This window comes from Arcticibacterium sp. GJ41-1 (assembly GCF_055808875.1).
This window is the reverse complement of the sequence record NZ_CM147888.1, coordinates 4,646,982-4,662,058: the sequence shown is the minus strand read 5'-3', so window position 1 is coordinate 4,662,058 and position 15,077 is coordinate 4,646,982. Positions and strand designations below refer to the sequence as shown.

General features: G+C 35.7%; 13 protein-coding genes. 5 read left to right on the top strand and 8 right to left on the bottom strand.

Annotated elements, in window-relative coordinates; translation table 11 throughout:
- Positions 1–6: 6 nt before the first annotated feature.
- The 6 genes from AC0L6O_RS19240 to AC0L6O_RS19215 all read right to left on the bottom strand — a co-directional run bounded on the left by AC0L6O_RS19240 (position 7) and on the right by AC0L6O_RS19215 (position 6,370).
- Positions 7–690, bottom strand: a complete 684-nt coding sequence (locus tag AC0L6O_RS19240) for a hypothetical protein (RefSeq protein WP_473304661.1) — start codon at positions 688–690, stop codon at positions 7–9.
- A 108-nt stretch (positions 691–798) separates the two neighbouring features.
- Positions 799–1,422 carry a response regulator gene (locus AC0L6O_RS19235; protein ID WP_473304660.1) on the bottom strand — a complete coding sequence of 208 codons (624 nt, stop codon included), beginning with the start codon at positions 1,420–1,422 and terminating at the stop codon, positions 799–801.
- Positions 1,412–3,232, bottom strand: coding sequence for a sensor histidine kinase (locus tag AC0L6O_RS19230; protein ID WP_473304658.1), 1,821 nt, complete (start codon positions 3,230–3,232; stop codon positions 1,412–1,414). Before AC0L6O_RS19230 ends, AC0L6O_RS19235 begins: the two co-directional genes overlap by 11 nt.
- 111 nt (positions 3,233–3,343) lie before the next feature.
- Complete coding sequence (locus AC0L6O_RS19225; protein ID WP_473304656.1) at positions 3,344–4,795, bottom strand: hypothetical protein; 1,452 nt, start codon at positions 4,793–4,795, stop codon at positions 3,344–3,346.
- A 229-nt stretch (positions 4,796–5,024) separates the two neighbouring features.
- Entirely contained in the window at positions 5,025–5,480 is a 456-nt protein-coding gene (locus tag AC0L6O_RS19220) for a hypothetical protein (RefSeq protein WP_473304655.1), read from the bottom strand.
- 44 nt (positions 5,481–5,524) lie between these two features.
- Positions 5,525–6,370, bottom strand: a complete 846-nt coding sequence (locus AC0L6O_RS19215) for a hypothetical protein (RefSeq protein WP_473304654.1) — start codon at positions 6,368–6,370, stop codon at positions 5,525–5,527.
- Between the two features lie 122 nt (positions 6,371–6,492).
- Between AC0L6O_RS19215 and AC0L6O_RS19210 the strand changes: the two genes are divergently transcribed.
- The 3 genes from AC0L6O_RS19210 to AC0L6O_RS19200 all read left to right on the top strand — a co-directional run bounded on the left by AC0L6O_RS19210 (position 6,493) and on the right by AC0L6O_RS19200 (position 9,479).
- Positions 6,493–7,422, top strand: a complete 930-nt coding sequence (locus AC0L6O_RS19210; protein WP_473304652.1) for a hypothetical protein — start codon at positions 6,493–6,495, stop codon at positions 7,420–7,422.
- An 811-nt stretch (positions 7,423–8,233) separates the two neighbouring features.
- A complete protein-coding gene (locus tag AC0L6O_RS19205) occupies positions 8,234–8,878 on the top strand; it encodes a sensor histidine kinase (protein WP_473304651.1) in 645 nt (214 codons plus the stop codon).
- Positions 8,835–9,479 carry a response regulator gene (locus tag AC0L6O_RS19200; protein WP_473304650.1) on the top strand — a complete coding sequence of 215 codons (645 nt, stop codon included), beginning with the start codon at positions 8,835–8,837 and terminating at the stop codon, positions 9,477–9,479. The genes AC0L6O_RS19205 and AC0L6O_RS19200 overlap by 44 nt, the downstream gene beginning before the upstream one ends.
- Before the next feature lie 105 nt (positions 9,480–9,584).
- Here AC0L6O_RS19200 and AC0L6O_RS19195 read toward each other — a convergent pair whose 3' ends face one another.
- On the bottom strand, positions 9,585–11,513 hold the full coding sequence (locus tag AC0L6O_RS19195; RefSeq protein WP_473304648.1) for an autotransporter outer membrane beta-barrel domain-containing protein: 1,929 nt from the start codon (positions 11,511–11,513) through the stop codon (positions 9,585–9,587).
- A gap of 185 nt (positions 11,514–11,698) precedes the next feature.
- Here AC0L6O_RS19195 and pfkA point away from each other — a divergent pair, with 185 nt between their 5' ends.
- Positions 11,699–12,673 carry a 6-phosphofructokinase gene (pfkA, locus tag AC0L6O_RS19190; RefSeq protein ID WP_473304647.1) on the top strand — a complete coding sequence of 325 codons (975 nt, stop codon included), beginning with the start codon at positions 11,699–11,701 and terminating at the stop codon, positions 12,671–12,673.
- Here the strand turns inward: pfkA and AC0L6O_RS19185 are convergent, their stop codons facing one another.
- Positions 12,674–13,441: a YdcF family protein gene (locus tag AC0L6O_RS19185; RefSeq protein ID WP_473304645.1), complete on the bottom strand. Its 768-nt coding sequence runs from the start codon at positions 13,439–13,441 to the stop codon at positions 12,674–12,676.
- A gap of 129 nt (positions 13,442–13,570) precedes the next feature.
- Here AC0L6O_RS19185 and AC0L6O_RS19180 point away from each other — a divergent pair, with 129 nt between their 5' ends.
- Positions 13,571–14,995, top strand: a complete 1,425-nt coding sequence (locus AC0L6O_RS19180; RefSeq protein ID WP_473304643.1) for a redoxin domain-containing protein — start codon at positions 13,571–13,573, stop codon at positions 14,993–14,995.
- Positions 14,996–15,077: the final 82 nt, after the last annotated feature.

Sequence of the window (15,077 nt, the reverse complement as noted above, 5' to 3'; positions counted from 1 at the left end):
ATATGGCTAGTTTAAGTTAATTAAAGAACCAGAAATAATCCAATCGTAAATGCAAGAGGCGTATAACCAAGTGGCTCTTTCTGCACCATCTAAAAGCTGTTTTTGGTGCAATGTGCTGAAGTTTTCATTCTCCAAAGCGTCTAAGATTTGCTCGCCATGCGGAAGTGCTTCATGCATATGAACTTGGGTAAATGTGGTGTTCTTTTTAGAAATGAACGAGGCAGAACCCATCAACTCTTTGATAATAGGAGCAGCGAAGTTTCCAACATTTTCAAGCACTGCTGTGGCACCAAGTCTTTCTAAAGGTTTACTGATAATTGCCTGTCTTTGGTATGCCCACCAAACCTCAACCAGAAAAGGTATTTCACCCGTTTGTGCTCCAAGGCTTTTTAGGTCTTTCTCGGCCAATTTGAAGTGCATTTCTTCTTCGTAAGCGAAGTTTATCAAAAATGGTCTTAGTTTTTTGTAAGGCCTAGAGTCTGGATGTGCGGCTAATGCTAAGAAGGTTTCTTGAACACCTTTGGTGAGGTGGTATTGCATCTGTAAATACCGGATGTATTGTTCCTTTTGTAAACCGTTTGGGAAATTGGTTTTTAGCTTTTCGGCGAAAAGAAGATTGGCTAGCTCTACTTTTTTTGAGAGCTTGGCCATGAAAGGGCTAGTTTGTTTTTTTAGTAAGTGCTCTGTCATGATTTTACTATTTAGTGTTAGAATTTGTGTTTCAAAATTCAGACTTTATAGCGTTTCAGAACAGACGAAGAAGACCCTAAAATGGAGGGTGAAAAACTAGGGTGTTTTTCACGGATTTTGCGAAGCAAAATCAATTAATTCGGCTACGTTGCTTACTCCCAGTTTATTATAGATATTTTTTCTGTGGGTTTTTACGGTATGGAAACTAAGGAAAAGCCTTTTTGCAATTTCTTCATTTGTTCTTCCATTTTTAAGATGGTTCATGATTTCCATCTCTCTTTCGGTGATATTGTATTTTTCTAGAAAGCTGTCTTTGAAAGTTTCACTTTCAAAAAAGTCGTTTTCCATTTCTACAAAACAAGTGCCACCGTTCAGGACGGATTTAATACCATTTAGAAGTTCTGATGTTTCACAATCTTTTAGAAGATAACCATTCAATGCGGCGTCTTTACTCTGGGCAAGGAAAGTCAAATTTTCATACATCGTAATGATGATGATTTTTAAATCGGGAAAGTCACTTTTTAAGGTTTTTCCTAGCTGAATACCATTTATGCCGTTAAGATTAATGTCTAGTAAAAGTACATCTGGCCTTAACTCTGAAATGGCATGCTTAATTTCATCCTCATGCTTAATGGGACCATAAACCTCGTAAAGGTTGTCTTTTTGGAGCAACTCTTTTAAGCCGTTTCCAAAAAGTTGGTGGTCGTCAGCAATAAGAATTTTAGGACTCATTTATGGGTACTTCAAGGATAATAGTGGACTCTAAGCCGTTGGAATCAAAGTTAATAAAGCCTCCTATATATTCAGCTCTCATCTTCATGTTTTTCATTCCAAGGCCAGAATGAGCATCTTTAAAGTCACTACCATTGTCTTCCACCATCATGGTAAGTTCGTTTTCTGACCAAATAAATTGAACTAAGACTTTGGTTGCTTTGCTATGCTTATTGATATTTTGAATAATTTCAGAGACTATCCGAAAAATATTGAGTTCTATTGAACTATGAAGTTTCTTGGCTTTACCATGTTGAAGAAACTGTATTTTCTTTTTCTCAGAATTATTGTTTTTGAGCAATTCTTTGACCGATTCTGTTAATCCAGATATTTCAAACTCTGGCGGCATAAGGGCGTGAGCTATTCTGCGAAGGTCATCCGCCGCCTTCTGGGTTAATTTTTTTATCTTGTTTGCCTCTATTTCTTTGACGTTGCCAATCAGGTTATCAAATATCAATCTTTTAAGTGTTGATAATGTGCCGCCTAAGTCGTCATGTAAATCACCTGAGATTCTTTTCTGCTCTGCCTCTTGGGAGTCAATTTTTGAACGGAGTAACTCTAGTTCGGTTTCTCTGAGTTTGTTTTGAATTTGTGCTGTTAATATTTTTTCACGGTAGATGTAGGCAAAGAGAATATAAAGCATCTCAATAACAATGGACATTCTGAAAGCCTCAAAAAACTGGTTAGGCACTTTGAGGATACCAAAGATATTTGTCAAACCTTCTACTAAACCTGAAACTATCAAAGGCATACCCATGAAAAAGTATATTCGAGAAAGCAGACTTTTTCTGAATCGGATACACATATACCAAATGAGATAGGCTATGGAACCTGTGAAAAAGATAAGCTTAATAGTATTTAGGGCGTGAGAATCTGAATATTTTGGAAATAGAGAAGCTAATATGGCAAGTACAAAGAAGGTGTCAATGATGTTTTCAATTACAGGGTTTTTGTCTTCTTTTTCAGGGTCAATGAAGCGAATACCAAACTTGACAAAAGCGTAAGTGCTTATAAAAATAAAAATAGTCACGAAGTAATTAAGCAGTGGCGGATGTGCTTCTTCTATATGGGTAGGGGAGGCAATTCGAATGGCGTAAAACGCCAAAAAATTTACTGCATAGAGCATGTAGTAAATCAATATCCTGTCCTTTCTAGAAAAAATTAGGTTATAAAATACATACAAAATAGACGTGATGAGAGCCATAATGACCAGACCATCAAGAAATACATAGAAGTTGGAGTGCTGATAAAACTGTACCTCGCTGAAAATGTGAATAGGGTACCTAACAACCTGATATTGGTTCCTAATTCTAACAAAGTATGTCTTAGTCTCCTTCGGATGAAATTCTAAAGGGAAAGCATGTAAGTAAGAGTCTGTTTTCTTTTTACTGGCTGCCAGTCCCCAACTAGATTTTTCAACATTCCAGCCTTCTGCTGTTTTACTAAAAAAGCGTACATCTTCCAGAATCACTTGGTCGGAGCTGATGTAAAACTTCTGTGCTATATCAGTTTTATTTTCAAAAGTAAGTTTTACCCAAAGTGCTTTTCTAAGATGCCCATAGTTTATCTCTGGCCCTGCATAAGGCTTAAAAAGCTGAGAATTTTTAACGACATCTTCTATTCCAAGAGCATCCGTACTATCCACTAAACAAACAATCTCCTTAAGCTCCACCAGTTCCGGCACCATATTTCTGACCTTTTGGTCTTCTAGGGTGCAGGAGGTGAGGAGTAATGACAGAACCAATATTATGAGATAACTTTTTTGACTCATAATATTGGTCTATATGTAGTGCTATTAACTAACTTATTAAACATCTTGATCTAAGATAGATAGTTTGTTCCATTTTGAAATTATTGGTTTGGAACTAATATTTTATTGAGTTTAAAATTCAGAAGGAGCTCCCGAACACGTTGGTTTATCATCTAAAGTAATACCAGCTCTATAAGTCTCTAATCTACATGAGGCATGGGGATGAGTACAAAGCTCATTAAGACTTGTTACGTTGGGGCTTAGTATTAAATTTCCAGCCTTTAATCCATAAGCGAAAAGTTGATAAAGTTGCTGAGATCCTATTTTTAATTGACGAATCGCTTCTGGTCCCCACCAAACTATCCGCTGGCAGACAATTGAGGCCCAATAATCTGCTTGTCCTTCACAGGAAGCCCAGGCTTTTCCTGTACTATATCTAGGTTTTCCGCCATAGTGGTGACCAAGTTCATGAGCTAGCACTAGACCCAAACCTTCCATCCCAATGGAACGGTGTCTTATTAGTCCACCCATTATTGCCACATGTTTTATATTATTTCTATCAATCCAGGCCGAAGCGTTAACGACATCACTGGCCCAATCAATATGATATACTATTTCGGGAAAGAAACGTTTGTAATTATGTAATAAATAATTAGCTACTTCATAGGGGACGGAATTATCTAATGCGAATAACATGTTTTCATTTGCCTGCTCATATTCTTTTGGTAGAAAGTTAATTGCATTATCCGGTATTTCGAAGCTTTCAAATGGGATAAATTCATCATTGTCATTAAACAAAATATTAACTTCGGATGAATGAGTTTTTAACTTTTCTGCCCCGAATATTTGTTCTCCAATGTATTTCTTTTTGTAATTGAATGAACCTATCTGAAGGTCTGTAAGTAGACTGTCTCCTTGGGTAGTTTCCTTTAGAGAAGATTGTAAAAAGAAGTCAGCTGATATAACTCCATTAGTGTTAATTAGATGTTGGTTAACAGCCTTGCCATTGATAATTGTTGAACTCGTCGAAATGTTATGAACGAACCCTTTATATGAACCTGCAAATAATTTTAAAATCTCCACTTCTTTAAAGGAGCTAGACATGAGCTTATCAAAAGGATTTAACCTGTCTGCTCTTTTTAACTCATTTTTACTAGTAAGGAACAAATGGTCTGATGTAGCAACTAATTGATTTCCGTTTTCCAGTGATAAATATATGGCATATGGGATATAGCCTTTGCTACCTTTTGTGCCATCTGAGTAAATAACTTTTTCTTTTACCCATTTTTTGTTATCCAAAACTAAAACACTATCACCTATTTTAATGTCTCCCATAGAGATCCATTCATTTTCTCCAATAGCCACTGGAGTATTTGAAGCAACGCAGCTGCAAGGACACCATACACATGTACCATCTGGTAGATCAAAATAGACAAGTGTACCTCCTTGTTTATGTTGGTGACAAATTGCTCCGATTCTTTCTTTTTTTGAATTGCAATAATCAATTGAAGCTTGTTGGCAAGATTGGCCATAACAAAAAGAGGATGAAATAAAGGTTAAATAAAGTAAAAAATTGACTTTCATTGTATTAATAATTTAAGTTTGAAAACACAATTTTATACTAAATAAACTTTCATTGAAACGTGCATTTAACGGTATTTATAAGGGTGTTTTTCCCAGTGTTATAAACTGGCATTAAGAATTGAAAGTTTACAGGGACATTTTTATTGGAATATCCATTGTGGAGTTTTTAATACTCTGGGGACTTTTATCAAAAAAAGATGCAATCTTCTATTGTATTGAGTATGCCGTTTTAATCACCATTGGGCGTTAAATAAAAACTCATTACACCAAGAATTACACCAAGAAGCGTTCTACTTAGTTCTTCAATTATCGGACTGACAGAATTTTCTGCGAACCCCTTAATACCCCATGATACCAAACCAATCAATAATGCAATCACGTAAAAATATGATGCAAAAACTCTTATTTTGTAGGAGTCTGGTTCAGTGAATAACTTTTTTAAGTTGTAAGTATTTCTATCTCTAAATACATTTGGTCCATCTGGATTTTGAACAGCTATTCCCATAACTGCTCCAATGTTGGTTGCTAGTATTGCTCCCAATGATGTTACTAAAAGTCGAAGAAAAGAGGGGGGAGTGTCTTCAGAAGAGTTAATAGCGGCACTTATAATAGTAAAGGTATAAAGGCAGAGTCCTATAATTGCTAGAAATAGCATAAGGTTATTTACAAGTTTTGTTTTTTTCATGATTAAATGTAATTTGAGTCATTTAGGTTGATTCAGAGGATTATTTACATTGACGACGTAAACGGGTTTTGATTAAATCGAAATGAAAGTGAAAAAAAAGGACGTATGTCATAACTTTTTCTAAGTATTTCAGGAACTCCTTCGGTTATATTAATAATCCGGTTTTCCTGATCCATGTACTCGGATTTTAGCCGATTCAAAGAGGTAATTGCAACACCAAGATCGATACTTACATTGTGCCTCATTACTAAACCGAATCCTAAAAAAATATCTGGCAAACTTTGAAGGCTATTGATTCCTAAACCCGCTGTTAAAGAGGGTGTTATGTTTTCGATCAATGAGGAATTAGGTAAATAGTGAAACATGAAAGTTGGCATATATTTAAGGGTTTCATTTTTCGATTCCATTATTTGAAATTCATTTCCAACTCCTGTTGCTTTAAGGAAAAAGTTACTGTGATCCCGTTCACCTAAACTAACGAAAGTGAAGCCAAATGATGTTTTCCATTCTCCATGCCTTAAAACTTTGTATATAATAGTTTTAATAACGTTTGTAGAATTATCCGTGATCTTAAATTTAACCTTGCTCCCTTGTGTCATTGTAATTGTAGCAATTTTTATTGGAGTTCGACTCGCTGCGGAACCTATTGCATTTTGTCCGGGCAATTGAATCGGTTTCACCTCTAATGAAGTGAATTCTGTTTCGATGGAATAGTTATCACCAAGGCCAGTATTGATATTGAAATTATATAGCCCTTCAACTAAATGTTTCTCATATCCATCGGCTACCAAGTTAAAATCTATTGCCTCGTCTTTTTCATCAATCGCATAACTGGAAAACGAGAAAATCGAAAGGATTAGACAGACTAAAAATTTACTTAGGTTTATCATTTTGTATATAAAGTTTGATTTTAGTGCAAGGTATATCATATGGAATTTTCATGAAAAGGGTATTTTTCCCGTATTATTAGGCTAGAATATTTCGGAGTTTTGAGCTCACTAAAAATAAAGCTATGCCATTTCATTTCAGATTAAATGAAGTCGATGAAGTCTCATTTCAAAAGATTTTGGGATATTTTTCGGAATATCAAGGACTTCTACCAAATAAAGGATTCAGTTTTTGGCCTGATTCTTTAAAAACTTCTATAAGAGAAGAAAAAGTTTCAGAGATGGATGCAGAGCTCTACTTTGCCTACTATGCGGAAAAATCAATGCATATTTCAAGGGCAATTGATTATTGTGAGGCAGTGATTATGGCTGATAATGATACTATTCGAATGAAGAAAGCTCACCAGAATAACAATGTGAAAAATAGAGTCGAGTTTGATCATTATGATAGAAATCCAGGGAGTCAGGGATCACCTCCCTTTAAGATTAAAAAACAAGATTTGATTGATTTGATCGATAAATCATGGAAATCTGATTATGTCTGGACAAGATTTTTGATGGGTGAAAAAGGTGGAAAGTATAAGAATATGGCATTGGAATTAGTTGGAATAAATGATATTAAGCTTCAACCTCCTATTCCAGTCGGTAGAGCAAAAATCTTATCCAAAGGAAGCTCCACGAATTATAGTGATAAAAATTATGAGGACAGGAATTCCTTTATTCATAACCAAATTAAGCATCAAAATAAATCAGAATACGACCCAGGAATTGATAAAGGTGGAATTGTACATAAAACTTCAAATTTAAGAAAGTGGCTCGCAAGCTCTAAAGTTAAAAATATGATATGGATTCATGTTGTGGCTAGTTATAAAGGAGACGCCACTTCAATTATATTCAGTGATGATAGAAATTTGAGAAAAGATTTAATAGGAAACAGTCAGGTAATTACAAATTGCCGAAATACAAGTACTCCATTTAAGCCAGTTTCATCAGGATTATTTGGAGTTGGTGATCATTACTATGACAATGGACAATCCTGCTGTCCTGTTCCTTAAAAAAGTATATTTTGACAATAACGGGATATATATATCAGCTGTTTCTATATGTTTTCTTTTTGATAATATTATATTTCAGCAAAGGATTAGACAGGAAATATTGGTTGTTAATTTTTCTAATTGCTTTGGTTACGGTAACTGAAACAATTGGAGTTGTATTTTTACTTAGATTTAATCAAGTTGCCGAATGGGTTTATGTCTTGAGCAATGGATTATCATTTTTCCTAATTTATTTATTCTTTATTCGAGTTTCTTTTACGAACTGTTGGCCTATACAAAAACATTTACTTTTGGTAACCTTTACGGTGCTTTTTTGTTTAAGCCTTTTTAGAGTAATAGATGTTGGGACTTTTCAAATATATGCCATGTGTATATTTGTGATTTCGATAATTTATCTTCTTCAATTAGTTCTTTATAAACCTGAAGTGGAACTAAAGTCTCATCCCGAATTTTACATCTTTATGGGCATGGCGATCTTCTATTCTGGTTCTTTTATGGTCATGGGTTTGGTTAATTACATTTATGAGAGGAATCCGGGACTTGCTAGAGATATATTCTCAATTAACCATTTTTTAAACATTATTCACTATGGTCTAATTACATACGGCCTTTACTTAGCATGGAAGTCAACGAAGTCGTCATTGTCATCATAGGGGGTACCTTGATTATGTTGGTGCTGATGATATTTATTGTCAGCTTTTTCTTCATACATTCCAAACGCCAACAAACCCACAAACTAGAAAAGGCCACCCTCCAGTCCCAATTCGAAGAAGAAATACTAACGGCCAAAAACGAGGTACAGGAGAACACAATGAAGCATATTGCTCGGGAGTTGCATGATAATATTGGGCAGCTTTTGAGTTTGGTGAAGATTCAGCTGAATACTATTGATGAAGAGAACCCTGGAATAAAAAGAGTGGCAGATAGCAAGGAGTTTTTGGGAAAAGCTTTGAAAGATTTGAGGGCTTTGTCTAAGACTCTAAATTCTGATAATGTCTTAAAGGCGGGGTTGATAAAGGCTATCGCTTTTGAATTAGATCGAGTAAAAAGGACGGAAGTTTATGAGGTTAATTTCACAAATGATATAGAGCATTGGGATGTTAATCCTAAAATAGAGGTGATAGTTTTTAGAATATTTCAGGAGGTAATTCAGAATATTTTCAAGCATTCTGGGGCTAAAAACATAAATGTTAGCTTGCAGGAGATGGCAGAAGTCTATACTTTAGAGGTGCTTGACGATGGCAGTGGATTTGATGTGCAGGCAAAATCTAACCAAAAAAGTTTTAATTCGGGGGCTGGACTAAGTAATCTGGCTCACCGTGCGGAGCTTATAAGTGGAGATTTTGAGATAGAAAGTGCCATTGGAAAAGGAACCAAAGTAAAGCTTACTATCCCTAAAACAACCACTAGCCATGACGAAAGTCGCCCTGATAGACGATCACAGCCTTATACGTAACGCTTTAGGAGAGCTTATCTCTCGTTTTGACGATTATGAGGTTACCCATCAAGCTTCTAATGGAAAAGAATTTATTTCCAGTTTAGATGCAGATAATCTTCCTGATATAGCCCTTATTGATATCAACATGCCAGTAATGGATGGTTTTCAAACGGCTGAGACAGTTTCTAAAGAGTTTCCTTCCATTAAAATTATGGCTCTCTCTGTAGAGGATGAAGAGGAATCTATCATAAAAATGCTTCGCTGTGGGGCAAAGGGGTATTTACTTAAAGATTCTGATACCCAAGATTTAAGGTTAGCTCTGGATGAACTGAATTCCAAAGGATATTATCATAGTGATTTAGTGGCAAATACGCTTTTGTCTTCTTTGAATGGAAATAAGAAGGCGGTAAAAGTATCACAAATTAACTATCAAGCTCGGGAGTTTGAGTTTCTTCAAATGGCTTGTTCAGAACTTACTTACAAAGAAATAGCAGATAGAATGTGTATTTCGCCAAGAACGGTTGATGGCTATCGCGAAAACTTATTTTATAAGCTAGATGTAAAAAGTAGGGTGGGGATGGTGCTTTTCGCTATTAAGAATGGTATAGTGGAGGTTTGAGTTTTGGCACATGATTAGGTGTCGGATGCCTGATGTCTGGCTTAAACTTAAAAAAAGCCACCCCGATTTCTCAGGATGGCTGTATTATAGATTCAGTCAGTAGAATTACTCTAGTGTAGCTATCTTCTTTTCTAATTTCTCAATTCGCTTATTAGCGTCTATTAAATATAGTGTAAGTTCTTCAATTTTCTCCATTTGTTTGGCGGCCATTTCTGCCATATCTATACCTGCATCAGCTACCTCTTCTGCTGATGGTACATTTGGAAGATGCTCGTTTTCGTTAATAAATTTTTCAACCTCGTTTAAGGGCATCAATTTATAATCATCTTTGAAAACATAATCTGCCCATTTTGAAGAGGTGGCTACTGCTACTCTTACTCTTTCGGCCAAAATACCTTTCTTAACATAAAGTAGGTATCCGTCAGGAAGGCTCTCTAAGCCAGACCCTATTGCTACTTTATTGTCTTGCGGAGTAAAAATGATGTTTCCAGACTGACTCCATTTGCTATCTCCGCTGCCGGAGCTTGAACCAGTGCCTCCATCAGAGTTTTTAGTTAAAATTACGTTGCCAAATTCATCTAATGAGAGAGCTAAACCGTTTGAAGGAAATGGGGTTGCATAGGTCGAGTTTAATTCAGTGAACTTAATCCCACCCCAAGCAACACTCATTCCAAACATTTGAACTCTGTTAGAATGGCCTATAGTGGAGATTAAATCTCCAGCTCCATCTATATACCAATAATCAGAACCTGTGCCAGTTCCACCACCTGTACTTGAAGTTGGCATGTTTACTGTGATAACGTTACCGTCATTATCAAGGCCTAAAATTTTGTTAGATTGATTTTCAAAAGGAAGTTTTAACCCTCCTGAGCCTAATGTTAATTTGTTGGCAGCTAAACTACCTCCAACATTTAAGTTATTTTTAATTCCAACAATTCCTGAATTACTGTTTTCAATATTATTTCCATTTAAATTCCAGAAAGTACTGGCTGACTCACCTACCAAATCAGAAGTTAGAATTACTTCTCCACTTGCATTTACCGTTAGCACTTTTCCTGAAGGGTTAGCCGCAGGCGACTGACTATTTAGTTTAAGAAAACGTAAACCACTAGAGTTTGCTTCGTTGCTATTAATATTTACTGTAGATGTTAATTCTTGAGTATTAAATCCGATTTTCCCGGAAAGGAAGTCACCGTAGATTAATGGTGTTCTATTGGCGTCGTTAGAAATAACTAATTTATTACTGCCTTGCTCTGAGTAGCCAGATTGAAAACCAAGAAACACATTACTGCTTCCAGTAGCTTTATAACCAGAAAGAGAGCCTATAGCTACATTATTATTTCCTGTAATATTTGATACTAAAGTACCTGTCCCTATTCCAATGTTATGCCCACCACTTTCGTTGTTAAACATTGATTGGAAGCCTAAAGCTATATTGTTACCACTAGAGTTTGCTTTTTGCATGGCTAGTGAGCCAAGAACCACAGAATTATAAGCTGCAGAGTTTTGACCTGATCGATATCCTAAAAATAGATTACCTCTTTCAGGGTCAATTAAACCAGATTTGTAATTATTAACTTTGAAAACAAGTGCGGTCTCGTCTGTTGTTCCTATAAAATTGTTGTCAGCACTTAAGCCTGCATTTCCAAGTGTACTCCATATAGAAGTGTCTTCTGCAGTTAATCTTGCTTCACTTTGGTTTACGTTTGACCAATTTTTGCCATCGTAGACATATAGTCCAGACATAAAATTAGTTTGGTAAACAATTAAACCCTTTGCGGGTTCTACTATGGCGGCTCTTTCTTTTAAAGACATTCTTGGCAATAGTAAACCTTTGTTGTTTGAACTTAGATCTAGTATTGCAGAGTTGTCTGGATCGGTGGTTCCAATCCCTACACCTCCACCGCTCTGAGCCTTAACTTGCTTATTTACAAGCGTAAGACTAGATATTAGCAGTGTTAGGATAGCACTTTTTTGTAATATTCTATTCATTTTCCCTTTTTTCCCTTTTGACGTAAATCTTTTATTTGACATTTTTAGCGTACGGGAATGCAAATCCCAAAAAGCGTGCCAAGGGATAGAAAAAGGAAAGAAGTATGGTCATATAATTGTTTTTGGATTAAAAAAATGGTATTCGGACATAATGATTTGAGTCTTGATGGTGATAATCCCCAATTCTCGTTATTTTTGCGACGTTTGTTGAAACCATATTACGTTAAATGAAGAAAGTAGCAATTTTTACATCGGGTGGTGACGCCCCAGGGATGAACGCTTGTATAAGAGCAGTAGTGAGAGGTGGTATTTACCATGGTTTAGATATGTATGGTATAGTACGAGGGTATTCAGGAATGATCTCGGGTGATATTAAAAAAATGGATTCACGCTCTGTAAGTAATATAGTACAGCGTGGAGGCACGGTTTTGAAATCGGCCAGAAGCATGGAGTTTATGACTCCTGAAGGAAGAAAAAAAGCTTATGATACCTTAATGTCTCATGGCATTGATGGTCTTATTGCAATTGGTGGTAATGGTACCTTTACAGGAGCAGAGGTTTTTTTTAATGAGTATCAAATTCCTACAGTAGGGTGCCCAGGTACTATTGATAATGATTTATATGGAACAGATTACACCATAGGTTTTGATACTGCTGTAAATACGTCTTTAGAGGCTATTGATAAAATTAGAGATACTGCAGATTCGCATGATAGAGTTTTCTTTATTGAAGTGATGGGTAGAGACTCTGGTTATATAGCTATTCAGTCTGGTATTGGCGGAGGAGCCGAAATAGTGATGGTGCCGGAAACGCATACACCATTAAAGAAGGTTATTTCTACACTTAAAGACGGTTGGAAAAGATCTAAGTCTTCTTCAATAGTTGTGGTGGCCGAAGGTGACGAGGAAGGACATGCTCCTGAGATTGCCGAAAAAATCAAAAAACAAGTAGGAGATAAGCTTGATATACGTGTAACTACACTAGGGCACATTCAGCGTGGAGGTGGACCTACTGCTTATGATAGAATCTTGGCTAGTAGATTGGGTCTTGGGGCTATTGAAGGTTTAATAAATGGAGAGAAGAATGTAATGGCGGGTATTGTTAATAATAACCTTGTCTACACCCCGTTTATTGACACTATTCAGAGACCGAAGCCTATTCACGAAGATTTATTAAGAATGGTGCATATTCTTAGTATTTAATTAGGCATAGCCCATTATCTTATAGATAGTTAAGCCTATTATTTCTTTAAATATTTTGCTTGTGACAAGTAGAGAATCGGTAGAAGGCAGAAAGTCTAGGATAAAAGTATTACGATAAGAACTTATAACATTTGAAGGGAAGGAGGAGACGTTGGCTCCTCTTTTTTTGAAACAAGCCATTGCCCTTTTCATATGAAAAGCTGAGGTAATGAGAATGCAAGAGGCGTCTTTAAAATTTTCATTTAAAATGATGCTTGAATTTATGGCGTTCTCATTAGTGTTTCTAGCTTTTTTGTCTAAAAGAATAAGCTCTTTAGATACTCCATTTTTTATCAAAAACTGGTAGGCATATTCTATCTCAGTTCTTTCTGACTTATTTATAAGAGAAATGTTTCCTCCTGATATTATGATATGTTTTATTTTACCTTCTTTAAATAAGTGAAGTGTTTGCCAAAGTCTATCGCTGGAAGTATCAAGATTGAGGTTGTCGGGGTATTTGGTACTTGAGTTAATTAAACCTCCAGTAAGTAATATGCCAACTTCATAAGTGGCTAGGCTATTTATATTCTTTTGAGGAGTTTCCCAATATTTGACTAATGCATTTTCCAAGATTGGAACACTGAAAAGATATGTTAACAATAAGGTAAGAAAACCTAGTTTTTTAGCTTTGGTACGATTTTTACAAACAATCATACTAAAGGTTAGAACCATGATAATGCCAAGCGGCATCAATAAAAAGGTAAATAGCTTAGAAACAATGTAGAACATAAAGAAATGTTAATATTGAGAAAAAGTTTTCGTTAATAATTAAATTTGTAGGGCTGCTTACTGTTTTAATTTAATGACCTTTTAAAAGCAACAGTACAAGCCAACTATAATAGTTTTAAAATCAAACCAATGAAAAGATTTACATTAAGTGCTCTTCTAATATTCTCTCTGGTCTTTAGTTTATCTGCACAGGAGGGATATGACATCAAAATAAAGTTAGACGGTGGACCTAAAGATAAGATGGTTTATCTAGCTCACTTTTTTGGGTACAACCAATATATAAAAGTGGACTCTACCATGCAACAAGATGGTGTATATCATTTTAAAGGAGACGAGCCTCTTAAAGGTGGTATTTACCTTGTTGTATTGAATCCGTCCAAATATTATGATTTTATAGTAAGTGGAGGAGAACCTCAATTCTCTATGGCTGCTGATACCGCTAACTTTGTGAAATCTGTAACTTTTACAGATTCTCCTGAAAACGAAATACTTTTTGGCTACAGGAAGTTTTTACTAACAATGAACGATAAGGCATCGGCAATTAACGCTAGTATTAAAGCTGATGACCCTAATGCAAGCACACTCAGAAGAGATAAAATGATGGAGCTGCAGGAAGAAGTAGCAAGCTATATTGACAAAACTACAACGGATAATGAAGGCACTTTTGCTGCGAAGGTCATTGCGGCAAATAAGGAAATAGAAGTGCCGAAGGAAATACCATTAAATGCAGATGGTACCAAAGACAGTACATTTGCTTTCAGGTATTATAAGGCTCATTATTGGGATAACATCGACTTTAGTGACCCAAGGAACTTGAGAACGCCTTTTTTCTTGTCAAAACTTGAAAAGTATTTTAAGGACTTAGTCTATCAAGTTCAGGATAGTATTATCACCAATGCCGATCATGTAATCACACTGTCTAAGCAAGACCCAGAGATGTATCGTTATGTACTTTGGTGGGTAACTAATAAATATGAAAATAGTGAGATAGTAGGGCTTGATGGTGTTTTTGTACACTTAGCAGAAGAATATTACCTTAAAGATGCCGACTGGTTAGATGATGAGCAAAGGAAGAAGTTTCAGGATCGTGTCAAAATTTTAAAACCATTAAGAACGGGCGAAGTCTTCCCTAGGTTGCTGGTTTATGACTTAGAAGGTAATGCCCGAACGGTTCAAGATAGCAAGGGAAAATATACCATTGTTTATTTTTATAGCCCAGACTGTGGTCACTGTAAAGATGCGGCTCCAGAGTTAGTGGAGTATAATGCAAAAGCAAAAGAAAAAGGCATTGTGATTTATAATGTATCTGTGGACTACGAAACTGAAAAGTTGAAAGAGTTTATTGATAAATATAAAACAGGCGACATGTTAAACCTTTGGGATAAAGGGCATCACTACTACTTTAGAGAGAATTATGACGTTTATGCCACGCCTACATCTTTTATTCTAGACTCAGAGAAGAGGATAATTGGTAAGCGAATTCCTATAGAGGAGTTTGATAGGTTTATAGAATTTCATGAAAAACAAATGGCTCGTAAAAGTCAAACTAAGTAAGGAATAAACTTACTTTGTAATTAAGAGTCGCTCTAGGGTGACTCTTTTTTTGTTATTTATCTTCTCAAACAAGTATTTATTA

Coding starts and splice junctions, on each gene's coding strand:
- AC0L6O_RS19240 (WP_473304661.1), bottom strand. CDS start 690: ATGACAGAGCACTTACTAAAAAAACAAACTAGCCCTTTCATGGCCAAG.
- AC0L6O_RS19235 (WP_473304660.1), bottom strand. CDS start 1,422: ATGAGTCCTAAAATTCTTATTGCTGACGACCACCAACTTTTTGGAAAC.
- AC0L6O_RS19230 (WP_473304658.1), bottom strand. CDS start 3,232: ATGAGTCAAAAAAGTTATCTCATAATATTGGTTCTGTCATTACTCCTC.
- AC0L6O_RS19225 (WP_473304656.1), bottom strand. CDS start 4,795: ATGAAAGTCAATTTTTTACTTTATTTAACCTTTATTTCATCCTCTTTT.
- AC0L6O_RS19220 (WP_473304655.1), bottom strand. CDS start 5,480: ATGAAAAAAACAAAACTTGTAAATAACCTTATGCTATTTCTAGCAATT.
- AC0L6O_RS19215 (WP_473304654.1), bottom strand. CDS start 6,370: ATGATAAACCTAAGTAAATTTTTAGTCTGTCTAATCCTTTCGATTTTC.
- AC0L6O_RS19210 (WP_473304652.1), top strand. CDS start 6,493: ATGCCATTTCATTTCAGATTAAATGAAGTCGATGAAGTCTCATTTCAA.
- AC0L6O_RS19205 (WP_473304651.1), top strand. CDS start 8,234: ATGAAGCATATTGCTCGGGAGTTGCATGATAATATTGGGCAGCTTTTG.
- AC0L6O_RS19200 (WP_473304650.1), top strand. CDS start 8,835: ATGACGAAAGTCGCCCTGATAGACGATCACAGCCTTATACGTAACGCT.
- AC0L6O_RS19195 (WP_473304648.1), bottom strand. CDS start 11,513: ATGTCAAATAAAAGATTTACGTCAAAAGGGAAAAAAGGGAAAATGAAT.
- pfkA (WP_473304647.1), top strand. CDS start 11,699: ATGAAGAAAGTAGCAATTTTTACATCGGGTGGTGACGCCCCAGGGATG.
- AC0L6O_RS19185 (WP_473304645.1), bottom strand. CDS start 13,441: ATGTTCTACATTGTTTCTAAGCTATTTACCTTTTTATTGATGCCGCTT.
- AC0L6O_RS19180 (WP_473304643.1), top strand. CDS start 13,571: ATGAAAAGATTTACATTAAGTGCTCTTCTAATATTCTCTCTGGTCTTT.